Annotated in this window: 22 protein-coding genes; 6 read left to right on the top strand and 16 right to left on the bottom strand. The window is 59.3% G+C overall.

All coding sequences use genetic code 11. From position 1 onward, the window contains the following. Positions 1 to 34 precede the first annotated feature (34 nt). The gene (locus D3242_RS01115) at positions 35 to 1,219 is read right to left on the bottom strand and encodes a cell wall hydrolase (protein ID WP_064983065.1); all 1,185 of its coding nucleotides are present in this window, start codon (positions 1,217 to 1,219) and stop codon (positions 35 to 37) included. Between the two features lie 200 nt (positions 1,220 to 1,419). On the opposite strand from D3242_RS01115, the gene D3242_RS01120 reads away from it, so the two are divergent. From D3242_RS01120 to D3242_RS01130, 3 genes are all read left to right on the top strand, one after another. Continuing rightward, positions 1,420 to 2,310, top strand: coding sequence for a DHHA1 domain-containing protein (locus D3242_RS01120; protein WP_064983067.1), 891 nt, complete (start codon positions 1,420 to 1,422; stop codon positions 2,308 to 2,310). 21 nt (positions 2,311 to 2,331) lie between these two features. Beyond that, positions 2,332 to 2,568 carry a hypothetical protein gene (locus D3242_RS01125; protein WP_064983068.1) on the top strand — a complete coding sequence of 79 codons (237 nt, stop codon included), beginning with the start codon at positions 2,332 to 2,334 and terminating at the stop codon, positions 2,566 to 2,568. A gap of 511 nt (positions 2,569 to 3,079) precedes the next feature. Next, positions 3,080 to 3,676, top strand: coding sequence for a hypothetical protein (locus D3242_RS01130; RefSeq protein WP_064983070.1), 597 nt, complete (start codon positions 3,080 to 3,082; stop codon positions 3,674 to 3,676). Here the strand turns inward: D3242_RS01130 and D3242_RS01135 are convergent. The 7 genes from D3242_RS01135 to D3242_RS01165 form a co-directional block, all read right to left on the bottom strand. Continuing rightward, positions 3,673 to 3,993, bottom strand: coding sequence for a hypothetical protein (locus tag D3242_RS01135; RefSeq protein WP_147377439.1), 321 nt, complete (start codon positions 3,991 to 3,993; stop codon positions 3,673 to 3,675). The genes D3242_RS01130 and D3242_RS01135 overlap by 4 nt on opposite strands. Further along, a complete protein-coding gene (locus D3242_RS01140) occupies positions 3,980 to 4,450 on the bottom strand; it encodes a hypothetical protein (RefSeq protein ID WP_147377440.1) in 471 nt (156 codons plus the stop codon). The genes D3242_RS01135 and D3242_RS01140 overlap by 14 nt, the downstream gene beginning before the upstream one ends. Positions 4,451 to 4,529: 79 nt before the next feature. Continuing rightward, positions 4,530 to 4,691, bottom strand: coding sequence for a hypothetical protein (locus D3242_RS33425; protein WP_155772696.1), 162 nt, complete (start codon positions 4,689 to 4,691; stop codon positions 4,530 to 4,532). A gap of 3 nt (positions 4,692 to 4,694) precedes the next feature. After that, the gene (locus tag D3242_RS01145; protein ID WP_064983075.1) at positions 4,695 to 4,853 is read right to left on the bottom strand and encodes a DUF3309 family protein; all 159 of its coding nucleotides are present in this window, start codon (positions 4,851 to 4,853) and stop codon (positions 4,695 to 4,697) included. 186 nt (positions 4,854 to 5,039) lie between these two features. Then, positions 5,040 to 5,423: a hypothetical protein gene (locus tag D3242_RS01155; RefSeq protein ID WP_147377442.1), complete on the bottom strand. Its 384-nt coding sequence runs from the start codon at positions 5,421 to 5,423 to the stop codon at positions 5,040 to 5,042. 171 nt (positions 5,424 to 5,594) lie between these two features. Further along, on the bottom strand, positions 5,595 to 5,933 hold the full coding sequence (locus D3242_RS01160; protein ID WP_064983081.1) for a hypothetical protein: 339 nt from the start codon (positions 5,931 to 5,933) through the stop codon (positions 5,595 to 5,597). Position 5,934: 1 nt separating this feature from the next. Next, entirely contained in the window at positions 5,935 to 6,426 is a 492-nt protein-coding gene (locus tag D3242_RS01165; RefSeq protein WP_064983082.1) for a lysozyme family protein, read from the bottom strand. A gap of 302 nt (positions 6,427 to 6,728) precedes the next feature. On the opposite strand from D3242_RS01165, the gene D3242_RS01170 reads away from it, so the two are divergent. From D3242_RS01170 to D3242_RS01180, 3 genes are read left to right on the top strand one after another with little or no spacing between them, the layout of a single operon-like run. Continuing rightward, positions 6,729 to 6,893 carry a Flp family type IVb pilin gene (locus D3242_RS01170; protein ID WP_064983084.1) on the top strand — a complete coding sequence of 55 codons (165 nt, stop codon included), beginning with the start codon at positions 6,729 to 6,731 and terminating at the stop codon, positions 6,891 to 6,893. 25 nt (positions 6,894 to 6,918) lie between these two features. Further along, a complete protein-coding gene (locus D3242_RS01175) occupies positions 6,919 to 7,092 on the top strand; it encodes a Flp family type IVb pilin (protein WP_064983085.1) in 174 nt (57 codons plus the stop codon). After that, positions 7,089 to 7,409, top strand: a complete 321-nt coding sequence (locus tag D3242_RS01180) for a hypothetical protein (protein ID WP_064983087.1) — start codon at positions 7,089 to 7,091, stop codon at positions 7,407 to 7,409. Before D3242_RS01175 ends, D3242_RS01180 begins: the two co-directional genes overlap by 4 nt. On the opposite strand, the gene D3242_RS01185 is transcribed toward D3242_RS01180, so the two are convergent. The 8 genes from D3242_RS01185 to D3242_RS01220 form a co-directional block, all read right to left on the bottom strand. After that, complete coding sequence (locus D3242_RS01185; protein ID WP_064983089.1) at positions 7,406 to 8,179, bottom strand: hypothetical protein; 774 nt, start codon at positions 8,177 to 8,179, stop codon at positions 7,406 to 7,408. The genes D3242_RS01180 and D3242_RS01185 overlap by 4 nt on opposite strands. Further along, entirely contained in the window at positions 8,179 to 9,144 is a 966-nt protein-coding gene (locus D3242_RS01190; protein ID WP_064983090.1) for a hypothetical protein, read from the bottom strand. The genes D3242_RS01185 and D3242_RS01190 overlap by 1 nt, the downstream gene beginning before the upstream one ends. A gap of 8 nt (positions 9,145 to 9,152) precedes the next feature. Continuing rightward, the gene (locus D3242_RS01195; protein WP_064983092.1) at positions 9,153 to 12,416 is read right to left on the bottom strand and encodes a GTA baseplate fiber-binding domain-containing protein; all 3,264 of its coding nucleotides are present in this window, start codon (positions 12,414 to 12,416) and stop codon (positions 9,153 to 9,155) included. A 1-nt stretch (position 12,417) separates the two neighbouring features. Further along, on the bottom strand, positions 12,418 to 13,476 hold the full coding sequence (locus tag D3242_RS01200; RefSeq protein WP_064983094.1) for a DUF2163 domain-containing protein: 1,059 nt from the start codon (positions 13,474 to 13,476) through the stop codon (positions 12,418 to 12,420). Continuing rightward, positions 13,473 to 14,078 carry a DUF2460 domain-containing protein gene (locus tag D3242_RS01205; RefSeq protein ID WP_064983096.1) on the bottom strand — a complete coding sequence of 202 codons (606 nt, stop codon included), beginning with the start codon at positions 14,076 to 14,078 and terminating at the stop codon, positions 13,473 to 13,475. Before D3242_RS01205 ends, D3242_RS01200 begins: the two co-directional genes overlap by 4 nt. Then, complete coding sequence (locus D3242_RS01210) at positions 14,078 to 15,988, bottom strand: hypothetical protein (protein ID WP_064983098.1); 1,911 nt, start codon at positions 15,986 to 15,988, stop codon at positions 14,078 to 14,080. Before D3242_RS01210 ends, D3242_RS01205 begins: the two co-directional genes overlap by 1 nt. 284 nt (positions 15,989 to 16,272) lie before the next feature. Beyond that, on the bottom strand, positions 16,273 to 16,665 hold the full coding sequence (locus D3242_RS01215) for a hypothetical protein (protein WP_064983100.1): 393 nt from the start codon (positions 16,663 to 16,665) through the stop codon (positions 16,273 to 16,275). Next, positions 16,665 to 17,114, bottom strand: coding sequence for a phage tail tube protein (locus D3242_RS01220; protein ID WP_064983102.1), 450 nt, complete (start codon positions 17,112 to 17,114; stop codon positions 16,665 to 16,667). The genes D3242_RS01215 and D3242_RS01220 overlap by 1 nt, the downstream gene beginning before the upstream one ends. Positions 17,115 to 17,182: the final 68 nt, after the last annotated feature.

Genomic DNA, 17,182 nt, shown 5'->3' on the forward strand with positions numbered 1-17,182 from the left:
TGGCCGGCGCAAAAGACCATCGGCCGGCGAGCCCTCAGCTCCAGCCGCCGCCATAGGTGCGGTAGAAGATATGCAGGCCGATCTTCGTCATCTTCTGCATGGTGCGCGCCCAGCCCGGATGGACATATTGGGCATAGTAGTGGGTCGACGATCCGACCTCGGGAATGAATATCTTGCCGGCGGTGACGGCCATGGCGATATCCTGCGCGGTCTTGTAAGCGGCAGGGCTGTCGATGCGCTTTCTCCTGCCGTCGCAGGCGAAGGAGAACTGGCAGCGGTTGAACCAGCTGTCATTCTGGTAGACCACACCGCAGATCGAATTGGGATAGGCCGGATTGCGCACGCGGTTGAGGATGACCTGGGCAACGGCGGCCTGGCCGCGCACGGATTCGCTCCGCGCCTCGAAATAGATGCCATTGGCCAGGCACTTTTGCTCAGGCTTGGAGAAGACGCTGGCCGGAAGCGGGTTCTGGATCCATGAATGGTCGCCCTTGGCCATCGGCGGAATAAAGCGGCCGCTATTGGGCTGCTCATCCTGCAGCAGAGCTTCGAAGGGCGAGGCCTTGGCATAGTCCGGCTCGGATTGCGCGTAGGCCGTCGCCAGAACATCCGGATGATCGTTGTTGACCAGGGCGGCAAGCATGGCCGGCACGCCGGGATCCGGCTTCTTGTCCTCACGCGCGTGGAATTCCGCGGCGATCTGGATTTCCTTGCCTTTGATCTGCGGCTTGGCGAAAGCCATCTTCAGGCCGCCGTCCATGCTCGGCCGCATCAAGGAAGAGGTCCGCTGGAAGATCGAACCGGCGTTGAAGTTTTTCGGCGGCGCAACGGGAGACACCTGGACGATGCGGCCTTTCTTGTCGGCGCGCACCACGCGGTCCTCGTCGGGCGAGCCACTGACCTTGCCGCCCTTGCCGCGAAACGACACGTTGCCGACGCCAGCCAGATGAATGCCCGATCCGGAGATCGAGCCGGTGACGTCGGAATCGACAAAGGGCATCTCGGCGGCATGGGTCGAACCGGCGACGGATCTCTCGACATAGGAATTCCAGCGCGCGGTCGGCGATTCGAGGCCGGAGACGAGACTGGTCATGTCCTGATAGGCGGCAACGGTAGGGAAGCCGATCCAGATGCCGAGGCCGATGATGAAAGGAGACACAAAATTGCGTTTCTTCTCACCGGCGGCGGCGACAAGCCGCTTCAAGACGCGTCGATGCACGGAACTCTCTCCAGGAACGCTACTGACCCCACTGGAGAGCAAAATGATGCATTAACCTTGATGGGGTGTTAATTTCTGGAGACTTTAATCATTGATTTTGTTAATCTTTTGGTAATAAACGCCCGCACCGGAGGCACCGAAGTGACCCTTGATTCCATTGAAGAAACCGGCATGGCGCCCGCACCTTGGAGATAGCAAAAATGACTGAGTGGAAACCAGACCTCTGTATCTATCACGGCGGTTGCGATGACGGCTTTGGTGCCGCATGGGCTATCTGGAAGAAATGGGGCAACGAGGTTGCCTATGTCCCTGGCTACTACGGCAAGCCTTTGCCCGATGGCGCTGGCCGCAATGTGCTGTTCGTGGATTTCTCAGCCAAGCGGCCGGAATTGGTGGCGATGGCGGATAAGGCAAAGAGCATCTTCGTGCTCGACCACCACAAGACCGCTGAGGCCGAGCTCGCCGACTGGAATGGACCGATGCCGGCGCTTGCCGATATCGAGCTTTTAGCGGCGAAAGCATGTACCGAAACCGGATCACCCATCGTCGCCGTGTTCGACATGCAGCAGTCGGGCGCAACCCTGGCTTGGCAGTTTGCCACCCAGACAAACAGGCAGGATGATCCTTGCCCGAACATCCTGTCGCTGATCGAGGACCGTGACCTTTGGCGGTTTGCTCTCGGCGACCGCACGAAGCAGTTTTCGGCGGCTCTGCGAACCTATCCCATGGATTTTGCGGTTTGGGATGAGATCGCCGCCCATCCTGACGATTTGATCTTCGAAGGCGTCGCCATCCTCCGCGCTCATCAGGCGAATATTGGCAAGATTTTGCAGGAGGTCTATTTCTCCGATGTCGGCGGCCATCTCGTGCCGACCGTCAATGCGCCATATCATTACGCTAGCGATGCCGCACACGAGATGCTGGCGAAATTCCCTGGCGCGCCGTTCACGGCTTGCTGGTTTCGCCGCGCTGATGGACAAATCCAGTATTCGCTTCGCTCCGAAGACGACCGCCTTGATGTGTCCGAGGTCGCAAAAACCTTCGGCGGCGGTGGGCATCGCAACGCAGCGGGCTTTCAGGTCGCAGCCTGACGTTTCTCAAAGGAGAGATGCATGGACGAGATACCCGAGGACATTCAGCAGACGGCAACCCGGTTCGCTGGCGAGTACCTGGCGCGCGACATCTCATGCGAGAGGCTATATCGCGATGTTGCTGCGCTGCTGGTTGCCGAACGTGAGCGGTGCGCCAATATCGTTGAGGGAATCGGGGATGTTGGCCGCGATTGGGCGCTAACCAGCTTCATGGGCAACCTGAGACGTGACATCGCTGCCGCCATCCGACGTTCCTAACCCTCCGCATGTTCGCACCACAGGATAGGAGCCCCATCATATTGCTCGTCTGAGGGAAATGATGGGATTGTATGTGATGGACCCATGATACCTCCCCGCGTCATCCTCACCCTTGCCGTGATCTTCGGGATTATCGTCATGCTTGGAGAGGTGGTGTATTGGGGGATTGAGATGGCGGGGTGGAGTTGAGGCGGTCGGGGCGCTACTCCCGAGAACGGAACATATCGGTGGCGTAGTTTGTGGCTCTTCTCCAGCCTGGCGCCAGTCAGTTTCCCGTCCGAAACCCCGAGTTACACCGATATACCAGCATGAAAGAACGGTTCGCGCTCTCTCGCCGCCTCGCTGATTTATAGCATGCCTCCAGACGCACGAAAAGAGCCCGCCCGGCGTGAGCCGAACGGGCGTGTTGATTTTTGCGACTGGATTGGAGGCGGGCGTGCTATACAAAGCGGGCCGGCTTGGTGTTTCAGCACCAGACCAGCCCTGACCGAAACGATCATGGAGTGATCGAATGGCTACCTCTCGGATATGCTCGATTGAAGGATGCGACAAGCCCCATCATGCGCGCGGCCTATGCGCTGGCCATGCCCATCGGCTGAAGAAGTATGGTGACCCGCTCGCTGGCGAAACATCCAAGGGGCAGGCCAGGGCGTTCTTTGAGAAGGCGCTTGCCTATGAAGGCGACGAGTGCCTGTTCTGGCCGTTTTGGCGCAACAATATGGGGTATGGAGAAATCAAGACAAAATCGAGCGTCAAGCAGAGTGGCATGGAGTACGCACATCGCAGAATGTGCATGGAGGCCCACGGCGAGCCGCCGAACCCGAAAGACGAAGCCGCCCATAGTTGCGGCAACGGAAAGCACGGGTGCATCACCAAGGGGCATCTGTCGTGGAAGACGCGCATCGAAAATCAGGCCGATCGGCTGACCCATGGCACCGCGCCGCGCGGGACAAGGTGCGGAACGAACAAACTGTCTGAGGCTCAAATCCACCAGATAAGAGCCATGAGCGGGAAGGTGCGCCAACGCGACATGGCCGACCAGTATGGCGTCAGTCAGTCGCTCGTCAGTGTCATCTGCTCGGGCAAGCTGTGGGCTTGGCTGGCCTAGCGTCGCCTTGGTGGTTGCCGCCGCGGCCGCTGCGCTTCCTGCTCTTCACGGCGATCTAGCCGTTCAAGTAGAGCTTTATGCATATCTTCCATCTCTTCGGTACGGCGATCGGCCAGAACCTCGAGCGCGAGACGGCATCCACGCACCTCGACGATCAGCCGTTCCTGCTGTTCCTTGTCGCCATAGCCTATGCCGATTCCGGTGAGAACCGGATGGTCTGGCTTTGCCGCCGGCCATCGTTTCGAATAGCCGACATATGCCGCGGTTGCCGCGCCCAGGAAGACGCCCGCCAATGTGATTGCATTAGTCCAGTCCACTGCCCTTACCCCGCGCCAAGACGTCATTGACGGTGCGGGCATCCCTCGCTGCACGCATGATGTTCACGATATCTGTGAGCAGCCATCCGCATGCCATTACGAAGGCAAAGCCGAAAGTGGGCTGAAAAGAGAGGACCAGTTGGGTCCAGAAGAAGCAACTAAGGAACGCCATCACGGCGCGCGCGATCGGACTTCGTCGCCAGGCGCCGTTGATGAGCAGGATGGCCAGCCGGAATGACCCGAACACGGTGAGCGTCGTTGCCCACACGCTCTGGCCTGCTATCTCCAGCAAGAACTCGTACCCCTTGCCGTAGCCGTTGGCGACCGAGGAGACCATCAGGTTTGTATTGACGCTCAGCATCATCCCGATGCCGAGGAGCACGAATGCGGCGGACCATTCTGCCCACCTGGGGAAGAACGCCGCGGTGAAATTGTCCCTTATGTGGGCAACTATCATTGTGACCGTCTCTAACCTTACCATCATCGCCCATTGCCCATGCGTATGCGATTAAGATGCCCGGCGTGAATTGGCTTCGCTAGTACCTGACGACGCCGAGCAACAACAAAACGAGCAGCGTCACGATGACGATCGCACTGACCAGCCAGGACGGCAGCCGATTGGGGACGATGCCCGCCGGCCAGCCTGTGATGGCCAGCACAAGCAGAACGATCAGGAGGATATCGAAGCGGGTCAGCATAGCTCAAATCCTCCCGAGCAGTAGCAACACCACCAGGACGATGAGGATCACACCGACGATGCTGCCCGGAGCTGCTCCCCAAGATTGAGAGTACGGCCATGTCGGCAACGCGCCGATCAGGACCAATATGAGAAGGATGACGAGGACGGTTCCGAGTGACATGATCAGGTTCCTTTATCCCACTGGTTGATCTTTTTGATCTGGGCCGTGCAGACCCGAAGGCCGGCTTCGTTGACATCGCCCCTGTCAAGCAGATCGCCGGTGACCTGTGGCCCGCCAGGCTTGGACCAGATCGGCGGCGGCTGGCGCTTCAGCGATGCAGGGATATGCCGCTCGACGGTGACGTACTTAATGACCACCTGCGGCTTTGGGGTTGCCATACAGCCCGCGAATAGCATCGGGGATAGGCAAACGGAGATAAGCATCAACGTCCGCATTTTTTGCCCTCAGATCGGCCAAAGCCTTGGCCATGTTCAGCGTTGAATTGTTCGCCGCTTCGACTTCATCGGCGAGATCGCCCGCCAGCTTGTCGACACGAACGTTTTCGGCCGCTTGCGCCGTCATGGTCTTTTCGTTGTCGGCGTTGACATCCAGCGCTGTCTTCAGGCTGCGTTCGGCTGCCTGCTGTGCCGCGACTGCATCGCGCGCCTCAACCTTGTAGTGATAGGCGACGAGGCCGGCGCCCATGGCGATGATCAGGCCAAGGATGGCGGCATACCCGGTGATGTTCACGCCCACATCCCATAGATCGCGGCAGCAATGGCGAGCGTGACGGCGGCTTTGGTGAGGCTGCGCATTACCGATTGGCCGTGCTAATGAACCAAACGCCGACGATGAGGCTGACGAGGCCAGAGACCACCTCGATGGCCATCAGGACGCCACCGACGGTGATTGCATGGTCCATCATGGTCCTTCTCCGGGCGGCGGTGGCATGGCCGGGCCTGTCGGCACCTCTGGCGGCACAACCGTCCGCTGATAGGTCTCTTGCATCGCGCCGCCACCGCCGATGTTGTTGAGCCCGCCCTTGTCGTCCCAGACGGCGCCGAAGACATAGGAGCCGATGACCGATGCCATCAGCAGCAGCAGGCCGTTGACGGCGGTTTCGGAAAGCTGGATCGGCCGGCCTAGGATCGCCAGATAGGTCACCATCGCACCGCACCAGACCAGCACAATGATGATGATCCTCCGGCGCACCAACCACGACGAGCGGAACGCATTGCGCGCGGTGCTGCGCGGGTTCATGTCAGCCAACCCATTCGCCCGTCAGGGCTTGGTCGTAGTGCTGCGCGATGACGGCAATCTCCTGCGCGCGATCGGTGCCGTTGATGATGCGGCGCGCGTCGACAAAGTCGGAATGCTGCAGGTCGATATAGTCTGCGAGCTTGCGGCCGGTGAACCAGCCCTCGCGCATGCCGGTCACGGCGATCTTGGCTGCGTTGGCGGGATCGAGCGCAAGCGTCGGATCCTGGTCGCAGGCGATGCCGAGCTCGCGTGCGGCCCGCTGGTAATTGGCTTGCCAGGTCAGTTGGACGAATCCGCGGCCGTACCACGGATAATAGCGGAGATTGTTCCGGCGCCAGTTTTCCGAAAGCCAGTAGGCCTCGACGACGGGCCGCATGGTATGCGCGGTCTCCCAGAACGACGTCGCTAGCACATAGGCGCACTGATTGCGAAGCAGACCCTGCGCCTTGCTCTCGTCGATAAGCATGCGCGTGCAACCGAGGGACAGGTCCATGGCAGTTCCTTTCCGCCCTCGCGGGCAGGTTGAATAACGGGGTATATCGATGGGAATGGCGACCCAGCCGGGTGGCGCTGCGCTGCGGGCCAACTCACCCTATGGTTAAGCTGCCAAAAATCTCTTTTGAATCACTAGCTTACGGGCCGGAGTATGACAGGCCAAAGTAGATGGTAGTTAAGCACTTGTTAAAATAACGTTGACACCTCTCGGGCCCAAGAACAGGATTATCGACGGGACCGGGGGATGAGCTTCACAACAAGCACCTCTGTCCGGGTAAATGGGTAAACAGGGGAATTGGCATGAAAAATCTTCTCAAGCAGTTCCGCGACGACGAAAACGGCGCCGCGATGGTCGAATACACGATCCTTCTGGGCATCATCACGATTGCAGTCATCGCCAGCGTCATCACCGTCGGCGCCTGGGTCAGCGGTCGCTGGGCGCTCCTCGCCACGACGCTCCCGTAAGCCGAGGCTTTTCGGGAGAACTCAAATGAAAAATCTCATGACGATCACACGGCGCTTCAGTGCCGATGATGACGGCGCAGCGATGGTGGAGTACACCATTTTGCTCGGCATCATCACCATCGCGGTGATAGCATCGATCATTACAGTCGGCGCTTGGGTTACCGGCCAGTGGGGCGGTCTTGTGGCCGTATTGCCGTGAACGAACAAAGCGTCGGGCCGTCGATTGAACCCGATCCTGACGCAGTGCCGGCGGTTTCGTCGCCGCCGGCACATCCCTTTTTTTGGGAAAGGCTGCACATGGACTTCGCCCGAGAGACATTTGATTGGTCCGTGAACAAGGTCAGAACCGACCCCTTTACGTTCGTCCTGTGCATCTATGCGATAGGGTTGCTGCCAGCCGCACTTACTTCTCTCCTTTTGACCTTTGTCAGAAATGCCGATGCGCCATGGCTGTTCGCGACGGTGCAGGCCTTGACCGATGCCGCCATTTGGCCGCTGAAGGTTGCCGGTTTTTAGGCTCCGATCCAGCTCTTGAAATTGTTGATGATGGTCGCGCGGTCGCCAGAGGATGGCACAGTCGAGAACGCCGCGAATTCGAACAGCTTGCCATCCATAAACGCACCAGAGCCAGCATAGCCGAGCCGCATCTGTCCGGTCATGACTTGCGTGTTGCCGGTGGCAGTCGCAGCGCTTTCGACGCCGTTGACGCCAATATAAAGGTTTCCGCCCTCATGACGCCATGTCAGCACATAGGCGGTCGATGCAGCAACTGAAGCCTGCGCGTAGTCTTCAGTTCCATCGTAGTTGTAGGCATAGACCAGAGGTGACCCGCCGTTCGACCGCAGCGTCATGCCCGCATAGAGAGCGGCATCCATGAAGACGCCGGAATTGCTATATTTTGTAGCGCTATCCGTCGGGAACGTGTCAATGAGGACACTGGCGATGACAAATCCGGCATTGTTGGCGATGATGGTCGACAGAGCGAACGCCCCATCGAGAGCATCATTGACGCCATCATAATCCGCGCACTGTCGACTATTCGGACCAGCAGTGCTGACCGTCGGTCTATTGGCGCTCGTACCCTGTGCGAAGTTTCTGGAAGCGCCGGATTGGTCATTGAGCAGCGAGACCGCGCCGGATGAATTCGTGAATCTCGCCCCGCCGGCATAAGTGGACAGCAGATCGCGCGAGAGCGAACATGCCAATGTCGGCGAGAGCCCATCCAAAGGGTAGACGATGGGACTGACCGAAGCCTGACCGAACAATTGCCCCGTTGAGAGCAGCATCAGATTGCCGTCCCTTTGAGCGTGGCGGCGATGTTGGCGACAGATGCCTCGGCCGGAGAATTTGACGGTGCAAAGAACTCGATGCGATGACCGGCCGAAACAGTCTTTGCTGTGCCGCTCGATGTCGTGAAGGTGAATGCCCCGCCAGTCGATATCGAGATGGTGCCTATCGATGAGCCATTGTCCTGCACATCGATCGCGAATGTTGCTGCAGGATTGGTGCCGACATGGCCGGACGATCCGGAGAAATTCGCGGCCAGCGCGATGTCGCGAACGGCGATGAGCTTGCCCATCAACTGACCAGCGGTCGGCGTTCCTGCAAAGCTCAGCGGCACGTCGTATGGCAGATCTGACCATGCCGGTGCAGCAGAGCCAAGCGTCTTCAGGAATTGCCCACTGGTGCCACCAACCAGTTGTTTCCAGCCTGCCGGTGAGTTGCTGTCGTAATACAGGATATTGCCCGCAGCCGCGCCGGCGAAGGCGTCAACGGTTATGACCGTACCCGATCCCGAGATGGTGACATCGCCATAGTCGCCATCGGCGAGCGAGCCGCCGCTTGTGGCCACAGAGGCACCATAGAGGCCCGGGGACGAGCCGTTGGTGTAGCCGATGAAGAATGCCCCAGGCGCCACTGCCTTGGTCAGGGCGGTCTCTGGCGAGGCGCCGTCCGTGCTTTTCAGCGTGACGGTGTAGGTGGCATCTGAGTTGTGGAAGATGAACGGCCGCTTGACCGCCGGGAGGATCAGCGTGCGCGCCGCGGCGAGCGCGGCGGCCGGCTTGTAGATCATGGCCGAACGGAACTGAGCGGCGGTCAGTGTGACGTTGCCGGCCGAGAAGTCGACGCCCGTACCGCCATAGATATCTGACAGCGCATTTGCCAATTGGGTCAGGCCGTCATTCGACGACTGCCATTGCCCGTCGGCCTGACTGTCTGCAATGAGCGTCAGGTTGAGATCATTCGCCATGGAGGCTCCTAAAGGGTGACGGTCGTTTCACGCGTCGGGCAGATGACGCCGGTTCCAGACACCTGCCGGACATCGAAGGTGAGGTTGCTCCCCGTGGTCAGCGGAGAGCCGAAATCCGTCGTCTGAAGATTTCCTGGATAGTCGTAAAGCGTGGCGTTGTTCACGGTGACGGTGCGCAGCACCGTGCCGGCGGGACCGCTCTTGATGCGCACGATGAATTGTTCCAACGTCTCGCCGAGCGGGGCGGTATATGCGTCCTCGCCATCATCAGCCCAAAAGGAGCCGATGCGGGAACGACGCACCCAAGACAGCCGCACATCGGAAGGGCTTCCAATAGATGCCTTGAGGTTGCAAGGCTTCGGAATCTTCTCAGCCTCGCCCGTGACGGTTCGGTTGACGGACGGCGTATTGTTGATGTTGCCGCCGAGACCGACCGGCTTGAAATCGAAGGCATCATCAAGCGAGGCGATCGTGTAGTCGATGCGCTGGACGTTCTCCTCCGAGAGCCAGACAACATAGTCACCGATTGCATGGAGAGCGGTGTATTCCTCCGAGGATTTGCGGCCGCGGCGAAGCCCTTCGAAGGTATAGGTGCCGTTAGCGTTTACGGTGATGGACATCACCTGGCAGACTTCCCACCTGCCCGGCTGGCCGATGGCGAAGAAGTTCGCGCCATTCACCATCTCGAGATAGGTCGCTGAGGTCAGCGTCGTCGGGTCGCCCGAGATGAAGGCAACATTCAGCGTGCGCGTGAATTCTGTGGCGTAAGGGATATCCCAATTCGGAAGAATTCCCAGAGCGACTCCGACAATGCCATTGGTGGTCTGGCCTGCCACCGCCTGATAGGTGCCTGACGAGTCCTTGCGGTAGAGCGTAGCGCCATCCCAATAGGGCTGCCCGGCCGAGGCCAACACATGATACTGCACCAGGCCGGAGCCCGCGAGATCGTGGCTATCGGACAGCAGCGGAATATCGAGATGGTAATAGCGGCTTGCCGGGGTGCCGATGGGCTCGGGTTCAATTGGTCTACCGACCGCGCCAGAGATAGACACCGAAACGCTTGACAGGAATTCCGTAGCGAGCACGTCGAGCAAGTAGTCGGGCCGCACGGTCGTTTCCGTGATGCGCGCGGTGATCAGGCGGTTGGCGAAGATGAACCGGGCGATATCCTCCGGCTCGACGTCCCCATATTTGGCGCGCAGCGTCATGGTGAACTCATGACGCTCGATCGCCATCCGGTTCACCTTCTGCGTGGCCAGTGTCTTGATCGTATCGGCATCGGCGATGATCGGAATATCGGCCTTCACCGACCAGTCAGCCGGCGCTACCGGCAGAGGAAGGGTCGGAATTTCCCCGAATTGCGCGCGCGTCTGGTATATCTGGTCAGGGTCGCGATAATTGATGCCGTAGCGGGAAACGAACTCCTCCGGGTTAAGGCGCCTGGCCTTGATCGCCTGTCCGCCACTGTCGGCAATGTCGCCAGAAGAGGAGAGCGTCAGATCAACGGCAAACGAGGCGTCAGTCAATGCCCGCTTGAAGATGATGACGCCGGAGCGTTCAAAGATGGCGATGGAATAGGGCTCGCAGGTCGCTCGCGCAATGTCTCGCACGCCTGCCGTCACATCGATCACAGCCCCCTGCACCTGATCATCAACATTGATGGTTTCGATCTGCGCTGGTTCGAATCCCCCTGCCGCCATCAATGCTTCCAAGAAATCCGACAGGTTGCGCAGAGACCCACTGCCTGCCACGTCAAACTGCCGGCGCTGCGGCACCGTGTTGTCTGTCGTTATGGCGATGCTGGAATCGGCGTCGTAGACATACCGCCCGCTCGACACATCGGCATTGGAGACCGTTCTGGTGGTCCCATCAATAAGACTGGTGAAATAGTAGGAAACGCCGGACTGGAAGAAGAGCGTGTCATTCAGATTGCTTGCATCAGCCGTTCCCAGGCGGCGCGATTGTGCGACTTCGATCTGGTAAGGGACGGAAACAGTCCAGACGGTGGCGCCTGTTGCGCCATCAATGCGGATGGCCTGAGCGTTGTCGTCCCAAACGATCACGTCATCATTGTAGAAGACCGCATAACGAAGATTATGTGCAAAGGTCGCGAAAGAGGTGATGCTTAGAACCTGTCCGAGCGCGTTGACGACGGCCTTGTAAAGCACCGTCCCGACGCAGACCCAGACGTCGGCGTTATCCGCGCGGATGTCGCCAATGGAAATGGATTCCGGCACCCCTCGTCCGTCCCATGACGCGCCAGAAAGGCTGACCCGAACGATTGAGCTTGCATTAAACGTGAAGAGAGAGACATAGCCGAGGTGATAACTTCCGACGATCAGGACGCCGGCACTGCCGATCTGAAAGGCACCTGCAGCATTGAGCAACTGACCGGTGCCGCCGATATCCAGACCTTCGGAGATCGCAACTCCCGTGACGGGGTTGAACAGGATCGGATAGGTTCCGCCGGAAATACCCGGCACGAAGCCAAAACCGATGAGCCTGTCGATATTGGGGAAATAGCGGAAATAATCCTCGACAATAGTCGAATAGGCACGGCCGAGGCCACTGACCGGGATGGCATAAATCTCTCGCAGAAACCCCGTCGAGAAGCGGCGGATCATCCCTGAATTGTTCGAAAACCCATACCAGGTGTTGCTCTCCCAATCTCCAGCGGCAACGGTGTCTACCGGATCCGATGAGAATCCGACGAAGTTCTGGACCGATACCGCGTCGCCGAGAGCCTGAACGAACTCCGCCTCGAACACTGGTGGGGAGCCAAACCCGAACACGTCATAGTCTTGGACGACGATATCGAGATAGCCGCGATGGGCTGAGACGTTGGCCTCACCCTCTTCGCTCACCATGGCGGGGTCACGGCCTTGCGTGCTGCGGCCATCGTAAAAACGGAAATTAAGGCCGTCGGCTCGATATCCGGTGGTCCCGTCCCAGATCAGCTTACCATTGGCGTAGAGTTTGCGTATCGACCATTGCGAATCCGGCACCAGAGGACGTGCAAAGCGAAGCCTGGCCGTCAACCCGGTCGTTGTCGTGGTGACGGTATCCCAGAACTCCTGATGCGTTGAAGTGATGGTCAGGATCGGCGCGCACCAGATATAGGCGGCCGGCAATCTAGCTAGGCCCCAAATAACCGGGATCGTCTGGCCATAGGCCGAGGTCGGCAAGGTGGCCTGGAAAGGCGGGACATCCGCAACCGTCGGCGTGGCCGGCGGCGGTCCCCCGATGTAGAGGATCGGACGCTTGATGCCCATTTTACTTGCCAGCCCCGATCAGGAACGCCAAGCCGGGCAGCAGGTTTTCACCACGGAAGTTTATCGAGTTGGCAAAGCGATCCCTGCACATGGTGAACGTCTTGTCGCAGCCGGGGACGATTTCGAACGTGTCATTAACGGCGACCGGCCAGCGGGCGGCACCCCAAAGCTGGATGCGTGACGTGGATTGCGTCCAGGCGCGCACCTGGTTGTACAGCCCGATATTCTGGCCCGAGGTCCATTTGATGACGCCATTGGTGAACCAGCCATCGACAGCACGGCTTTCGGTCAGGGTCGCGGTGAAGTCGCCATCATCGGTATGCGTCGCCACAACGCCGGAACGCACCCATGCCTCGGCCGCCGTGAAGACCGCCGTTCCGTCGGTCGTGGTCGCGGCTACGGTGTAATTGTAAGATGGAGCCGAGCTCGCTGTCGTTCCCGCCGTCGTGCATCGGAACATGCGGTTGTGATAGTTGCCAGCATCCGAGACACGTACATAATCGCCGACGGCATAGGCAGTGCTGCGCGCCACATTATTGGGATAGAGCGGCAGGGTGCAGAAGCCGGGGCGCGGGTCGCCGAGATCGGAACGGCAGGCGACCGACAGTTCCTCGACAGTGATCTCCTTGGCGCGCTGCAGGATGCCGCGCACCTCGAACACGGCAATCTTGCCTCTATCGTCATAGTTGATTTCGGAGACCGTGTAGGGGCCAAGCTGCATGCCGCCGTCTGACGGGCTGTCGAAGCTCACTACGAACAGGGTGATTTCCATCCCCTCGAACGTGCCGGCATAGACATCCTCGGCGTCATAGGCATCGGAGATCGCAGCAGGTGCCGTCACCTCGCCATCAGGGACCGAGCCATCACCGGTGAACTTCAGGGTCGAGCCCTTGAAGCTCTTGTCAGCCGTCCAGGTATGCGAGTTGAACGATTGATCCTGCCCTGTGCCTGAGACGCGAATGGTGGTTCCGTCGAGAAACACGAATTGACCAAGCCAGCCGAGCGTGTGCGGCGTGGCCGACATTGCAGCCTTGAGGCCGGCAGAGGTGAGCCTGCTCAACGGAAGCGCTCGACGAGAACGAAGGGCCCGGCCGAGGCGACTGGACGGGTATTATTCAGGGTGACCGGGAACGTGATTGGATTGTAATCCAGTTCGAAGCGGACGCGCGCAAACCAGTTGCATGACCCGACGGCTATAGCTTGTCCAGCCGTCGGGATATGTCCGCCCGTAAAGGTGACCACGCCATCGGCTTCGGTATAATTGGCCGTGATCACTCCTGCGACCTTCATGACAAGGCTATTTACGATGGTGATCGGACGACGGTATGGCCGATCGACGTCTGGGTAGGTTTTATAGATTTGGAATGACGCCGTGGTGCCGTCGCCAGTGCCGATGTTCTCGTCGGTCAGCGTGCTGTATTGCGGATCGCGCAGTGGGAATAAATTTGCCGCGCCGCGACGACCTAGCAAAAACGCCTCAAACGCCTGGATTTCGGCGATCGGCCTATTGATCAGGCTGGCCTCATACTTCCAAAGTGCTATGGGCCAGTCTTGGTTGCGATCCTCGAAACCACCGAGCAACGGAAGGGATGTTGTTTGAAAGACCGGCCCGCAGCGAAGCCCGAGCGCGAACTTGTCATTGATGGCGACGGTATCGACCATTATGCCCTCGCCGCCGCAGTCGTCATTGTGTAGTACATGTCGAGCGCCTGTTGCTTTGCGGTCTCATTGCTCACGCCCGGCGCCGCGGTATAGTTGAAGGTGATCGGATTGCCCGGCTGCTGGACATTGACCGAGGTGCCATAGTTCCCGTCGCTCGATGTCGTCGGGAATTTGACGCTCGGCCGCGTGGTTTTCCCGACACCCCAGCTTGAGATGTAGCTGCCATATTGGGAATCGAAGGAGTCCCCGAACATGGTTTTGCCGGTGCCCGTAGCGCCGCTGTCATTGTTGTGGACCAGGGCAGCCAGGGCATAGGAGTTGAGCTGCTGCATCGAAGCGCCAACGACCTGAGAAAGCCGACTGATTGCGATCGATTGCTGCTGTGAATAGCCGCCGATGTCGCGGCTCAAACTGCTGAGGTAATCCTTGGTGTTGGAGTCGAGTTTCGAAACGTTGTCGGCGGTCTGCTGGGTATAGGAAGCCGTACTCTTCGAAGAATCGAAAATCTTAGCGCCGTATTGATCGGTGTGCTCGGTTAGGAAATTGGCTGGGTTGCTCTGATACCCCCCGTACTTTCGTACCCTTACGCCGTTTACGACGGTATCGTCTGACCTAGATGACCGATCGATCAAGCCAAGGTCAGAAGACCCGGGGCCGTACTGCGTGACGCTTGGCGGACCGGATGTCCCACTCCGGTAGCCGGTGACTGTCGGCAGCGACTTGGGTGCGGCAGCGCCAATATTGCCCATCGACTTGAGCATTTCGTCGAAGGCACCAGACGCGTTGTTGGCTGCGGCTTGAGCGGCAATGCTGGTACGGCGCAACTCCTCCTGCAGCGCCTTCAAGTCTTCCTGCGCGCGGTCGGTCTGGACGGTAACATCGAGGCCGACCGCAGCATCCTTTCGCAGATTGTCGAGCGTCTGCTGCACCTGCTCGATATCGGCTTGGATGGCGGCTGTGCTGCGATGCGACGATTCCGCCAGCCCGTCGAGGCCGTTCTTGATGCTGCCCTCGCCAAAAATCTTGGCGAAGTTAGCGAGGCTCGGATTGTTGATGAAGTTGTCGATGACGGCGGCGGTGTTGTTCAATTCCTTGGAGAAATCGGCAAAGCCCTGGATCGAGCCTACCAGGATAGGCGCCAGATTGATCAGCGCCTGTCCCAACTGGACGCTGATGACCTTGGAGAGCAGATCGAGTTTGTCGTCGAGTTCGCCGGCGCGCTGCAGCAATTCGTCGGGAATGATGATGCCCATCTCGCGGGCCGACTGCTTGAACTTTTCGATCGAGGCGCGACCCTGCTCAAGGATGCGGGCCATCTCGATGCCGCCCTTGCCGAAGATGACCGTCGACAGCGCCGCCCTCTGTGTCGCGTCGCTGGTATTCGCCATCGCGTCGGATACAAGCTTGAGCCGTTCCTCCTGATCCTTGGTGTTCAGGATGGCCTGCAGCAGTTGCGGGTTGAGGTTTTTCAGGCCGGCATAGAGTGCGCCCTGTCCCCTTTCCGCTAGACCGGAGTTCTTGGCGAAAATATCGAGCGACGAGTTGAAGCTGTCGTACTCGATGTTTGCCTGTTTCGCGGCAAAGGCCAGCGCCTGGAACGTGTCGGTCTTCAGCCCCGTCGTCTTGGCATCGCTGGCTATCTTGTCGTATTCGGAGATGGTCTCCTTCAGCTTGTCGAATGCGCCGCTGAGCGATGCAATGGCGGTCAGGCCTGCACCAGCCGCCAATCCCGCGCCGAAATTCTTGAGCGTGGCGCCGACCGAGTTGACGCCCTTCTCAACCGTGCCGACGGCCTTGGCCATGCGCGCCGACTGCTGCTCGACCGTAGTCGCTGACGACTTGAAGCCATCCGCAAACTTGGCAGCATTTGTGGAGAGATCGATCGAAATCGATCCGACGGTTGCGACCACTGGATTACCTCAAATTCTTCAACCGCCAGGCCGGCCGAAAGCGGCGGCCAAGGCAAGAGCAGGATCGGGAGCTTGCTCCCAAATGGACGAGGGGGTTTTCGGGAGTTTCTTCGGATCGTGCCATGCGAAGACGTTCAGCTTGGAAGCGCACCATGCGAGCGTCCAAATGTCCTCGACCTGCTGCTGGAACGTGATCTCGATGCGCTGCCGAAGCGCACAAAGGGTTGACGACCAGAACTGATCGTCAGATATGCCGGCGCGGATGGCGGCCTTGTAGGCCTCGGCTACAATACCTCCGCGCCGTCCGGAGGGGGGTCGTCGGCCTCTTGCGGCTCGTTTGTCGATGCCGCCCATTCCTCATAGGGCTTGCCGTAGATCGCCATGGTGATGGCGTCCTGGCACTTCTTCGCCAAGAGAACGAACGGCTTGTCGAGCGGCCATTCGGGCATCGCATCTCCGCTTGAGAACAGCGTTCCCTTGTTATTGCGCAGGCTGGCCTTGAGGACCGCATTCATCTTCGATGCCGAGACCATCGACAGGCCAAGGAACAGCCTGTTCGACCATGTGAACTCACCGAACTCATCCTCGAGCGCGGCGAGCCCTGCCATGTCGAGACGCAGGACCACGCCGCCGCCGAACTCCGAGGCCGAAACCTCACCGATATGCCTGTTTGCCATTATGGGCCAGTGCTCCAGGTGACAGCGCCGGAGACTTCCAGCGTAACGTCACGCGTGATGATGGTATTCGGCGCGCCTTGGATCGGCCCGAGATTTACATAGGCCGAGAACGACACCAGGTTGTTGGTCGCCCAGATGGCCGTGAAGTCCAGCCGGAAGTTGGTCAGCACCTTGCTGTCGAACTTCGATTTGAGACCAGTCGCCGCGTCATGCGTGGCGTTGGTTGGATCGAAGTGACAGGTCAGCGAGACCTGCCCGCCGTCCTTCATGCCGGGGATCTTCTCCATGAACTCGCCGGAGTTCAGGTGCGTCCCGTCGAGCATGGTCATGCTCTCGTTGGGACCATTGAAGCTCGCCACGTTGGCAATGGCGGTGAAGATTTCCGGGGAGCCGGCATCGCCCATTTTAAGCAGCGTGCCGCGCCCGGCTTTGCCGGTTGTTGCAACCATTTCGAGAGTTCCTTTTCAGGCAGCAAAAGCCCGTCGGGATTGACGGGCCGGGGAAGCGCTTTGAGGGG

Origin of the sequence: Mesorhizobium jarvisii (assembly GCF_003601985.1) — a bacterium.
Classification (GTDB): domain Bacteria; phylum Pseudomonadota; class Alphaproteobacteria; order Rhizobiales; family Rhizobiaceae; genus Mesorhizobium; species Mesorhizobium jarvisii.

Excerpts from the sequence above, each read along its gene's own strand:
- D3242_RS01175 (WP_064983085.1), top strand. The coding sequence starts at position 6,919 with ATGAAAAATCTCATGACGATCACACGGCGCTTCAGTGCCGATGATGAC.
- D3242_RS01140 (WP_147377440.1), bottom strand. The coding sequence starts at position 4,450 with ATGATAGTTGCCCACATAAGGGACAATTTCACCGCGGCGTTCTTCCCC.
- D3242_RS01145 (WP_064983075.1), bottom strand. The coding sequence starts at position 4,853 with ATGTCACTCGGAACCGTCCTCGTCATCCTTCTCATATTGGTCCTGATC.
- D3242_RS01125 (WP_064983068.1), top strand. The coding sequence starts at position 2,332 with ATGGACGAGATACCCGAGGACATTCAGCAGACGGCAACCCGGTTCGCT.
- D3242_RS01170 (WP_064983084.1), top strand. The coding sequence starts at position 6,729 with ATGAAAAATCTTCTCAAGCAGTTCCGCGACGACGAAAACGGCGCCGCG.
- D3242_RS01195 (WP_064983092.1), bottom strand. The coding sequence starts at position 12,416 with ATGGGCATCAAGCGTCCGATCCTCTACATCGGGGGACCGCCGCCGGCC.
- D3242_RS01185 (WP_064983089.1), bottom strand. The coding sequence starts at position 8,179 with ATGCTGCTCTCAACGGGGCAATTGTTCGGTCAGGCTTCGGTCAGTCCC.
- D3242_RS01190 (WP_064983090.1), bottom strand. The coding sequence starts at position 9,144 with ATGGCGAATGATCTCAACCTGACGCTCATTGCAGACAGTCAGGCCGAC.
- D3242_RS01120 (WP_064983067.1), top strand. The coding sequence starts at position 1,420 with ATGACTGAGTGGAAACCAGACCTCTGTATCTATCACGGCGGTTGCGAT.
- D3242_RS01165 (WP_064983082.1), bottom strand. The coding sequence starts at position 6,426 with ATGGACCTGTCCCTCGGTTGCACGCGCATGCTTATCGACGAGAGCAAG.
- D3242_RS01205 (WP_064983096.1), bottom strand. The coding sequence starts at position 14,078 with ATGGTCGATACCGTCGCCATCAATGACAAGTTCGCGCTCGGGCTTCGC.
- D3242_RS01220 (WP_064983102.1), bottom strand. The coding sequence starts at position 17,114 with ATGGTTGCAACAACCGGCAAAGCCGGGCGCGGCACGCTGCTTAAAATG.
- D3242_RS01160 (WP_064983081.1), bottom strand. The coding sequence starts at position 5,933 with ATGAACCCGCGCAGCACCGCGCGCAATGCGTTCCGCTCGTCGTGGTTG.
- D3242_RS33425 (WP_155772696.1), bottom strand. The coding sequence starts at position 4,691 with ATGCTGACCCGCTTCGATATCCTCCTGATCGTTCTGCTTGTGCTGGCC.
- D3242_RS01130 (WP_064983070.1), top strand. The coding sequence starts at position 3,080 with ATGGCTACCTCTCGGATATGCTCGATTGAAGGATGCGACAAGCCCCAT.
- D3242_RS01215 (WP_064983100.1), bottom strand. The coding sequence starts at position 16,665 with ATGGCAAACAGGCATATCGGTGAGGTTTCGGCCTCGGAGTTCGGCGGC.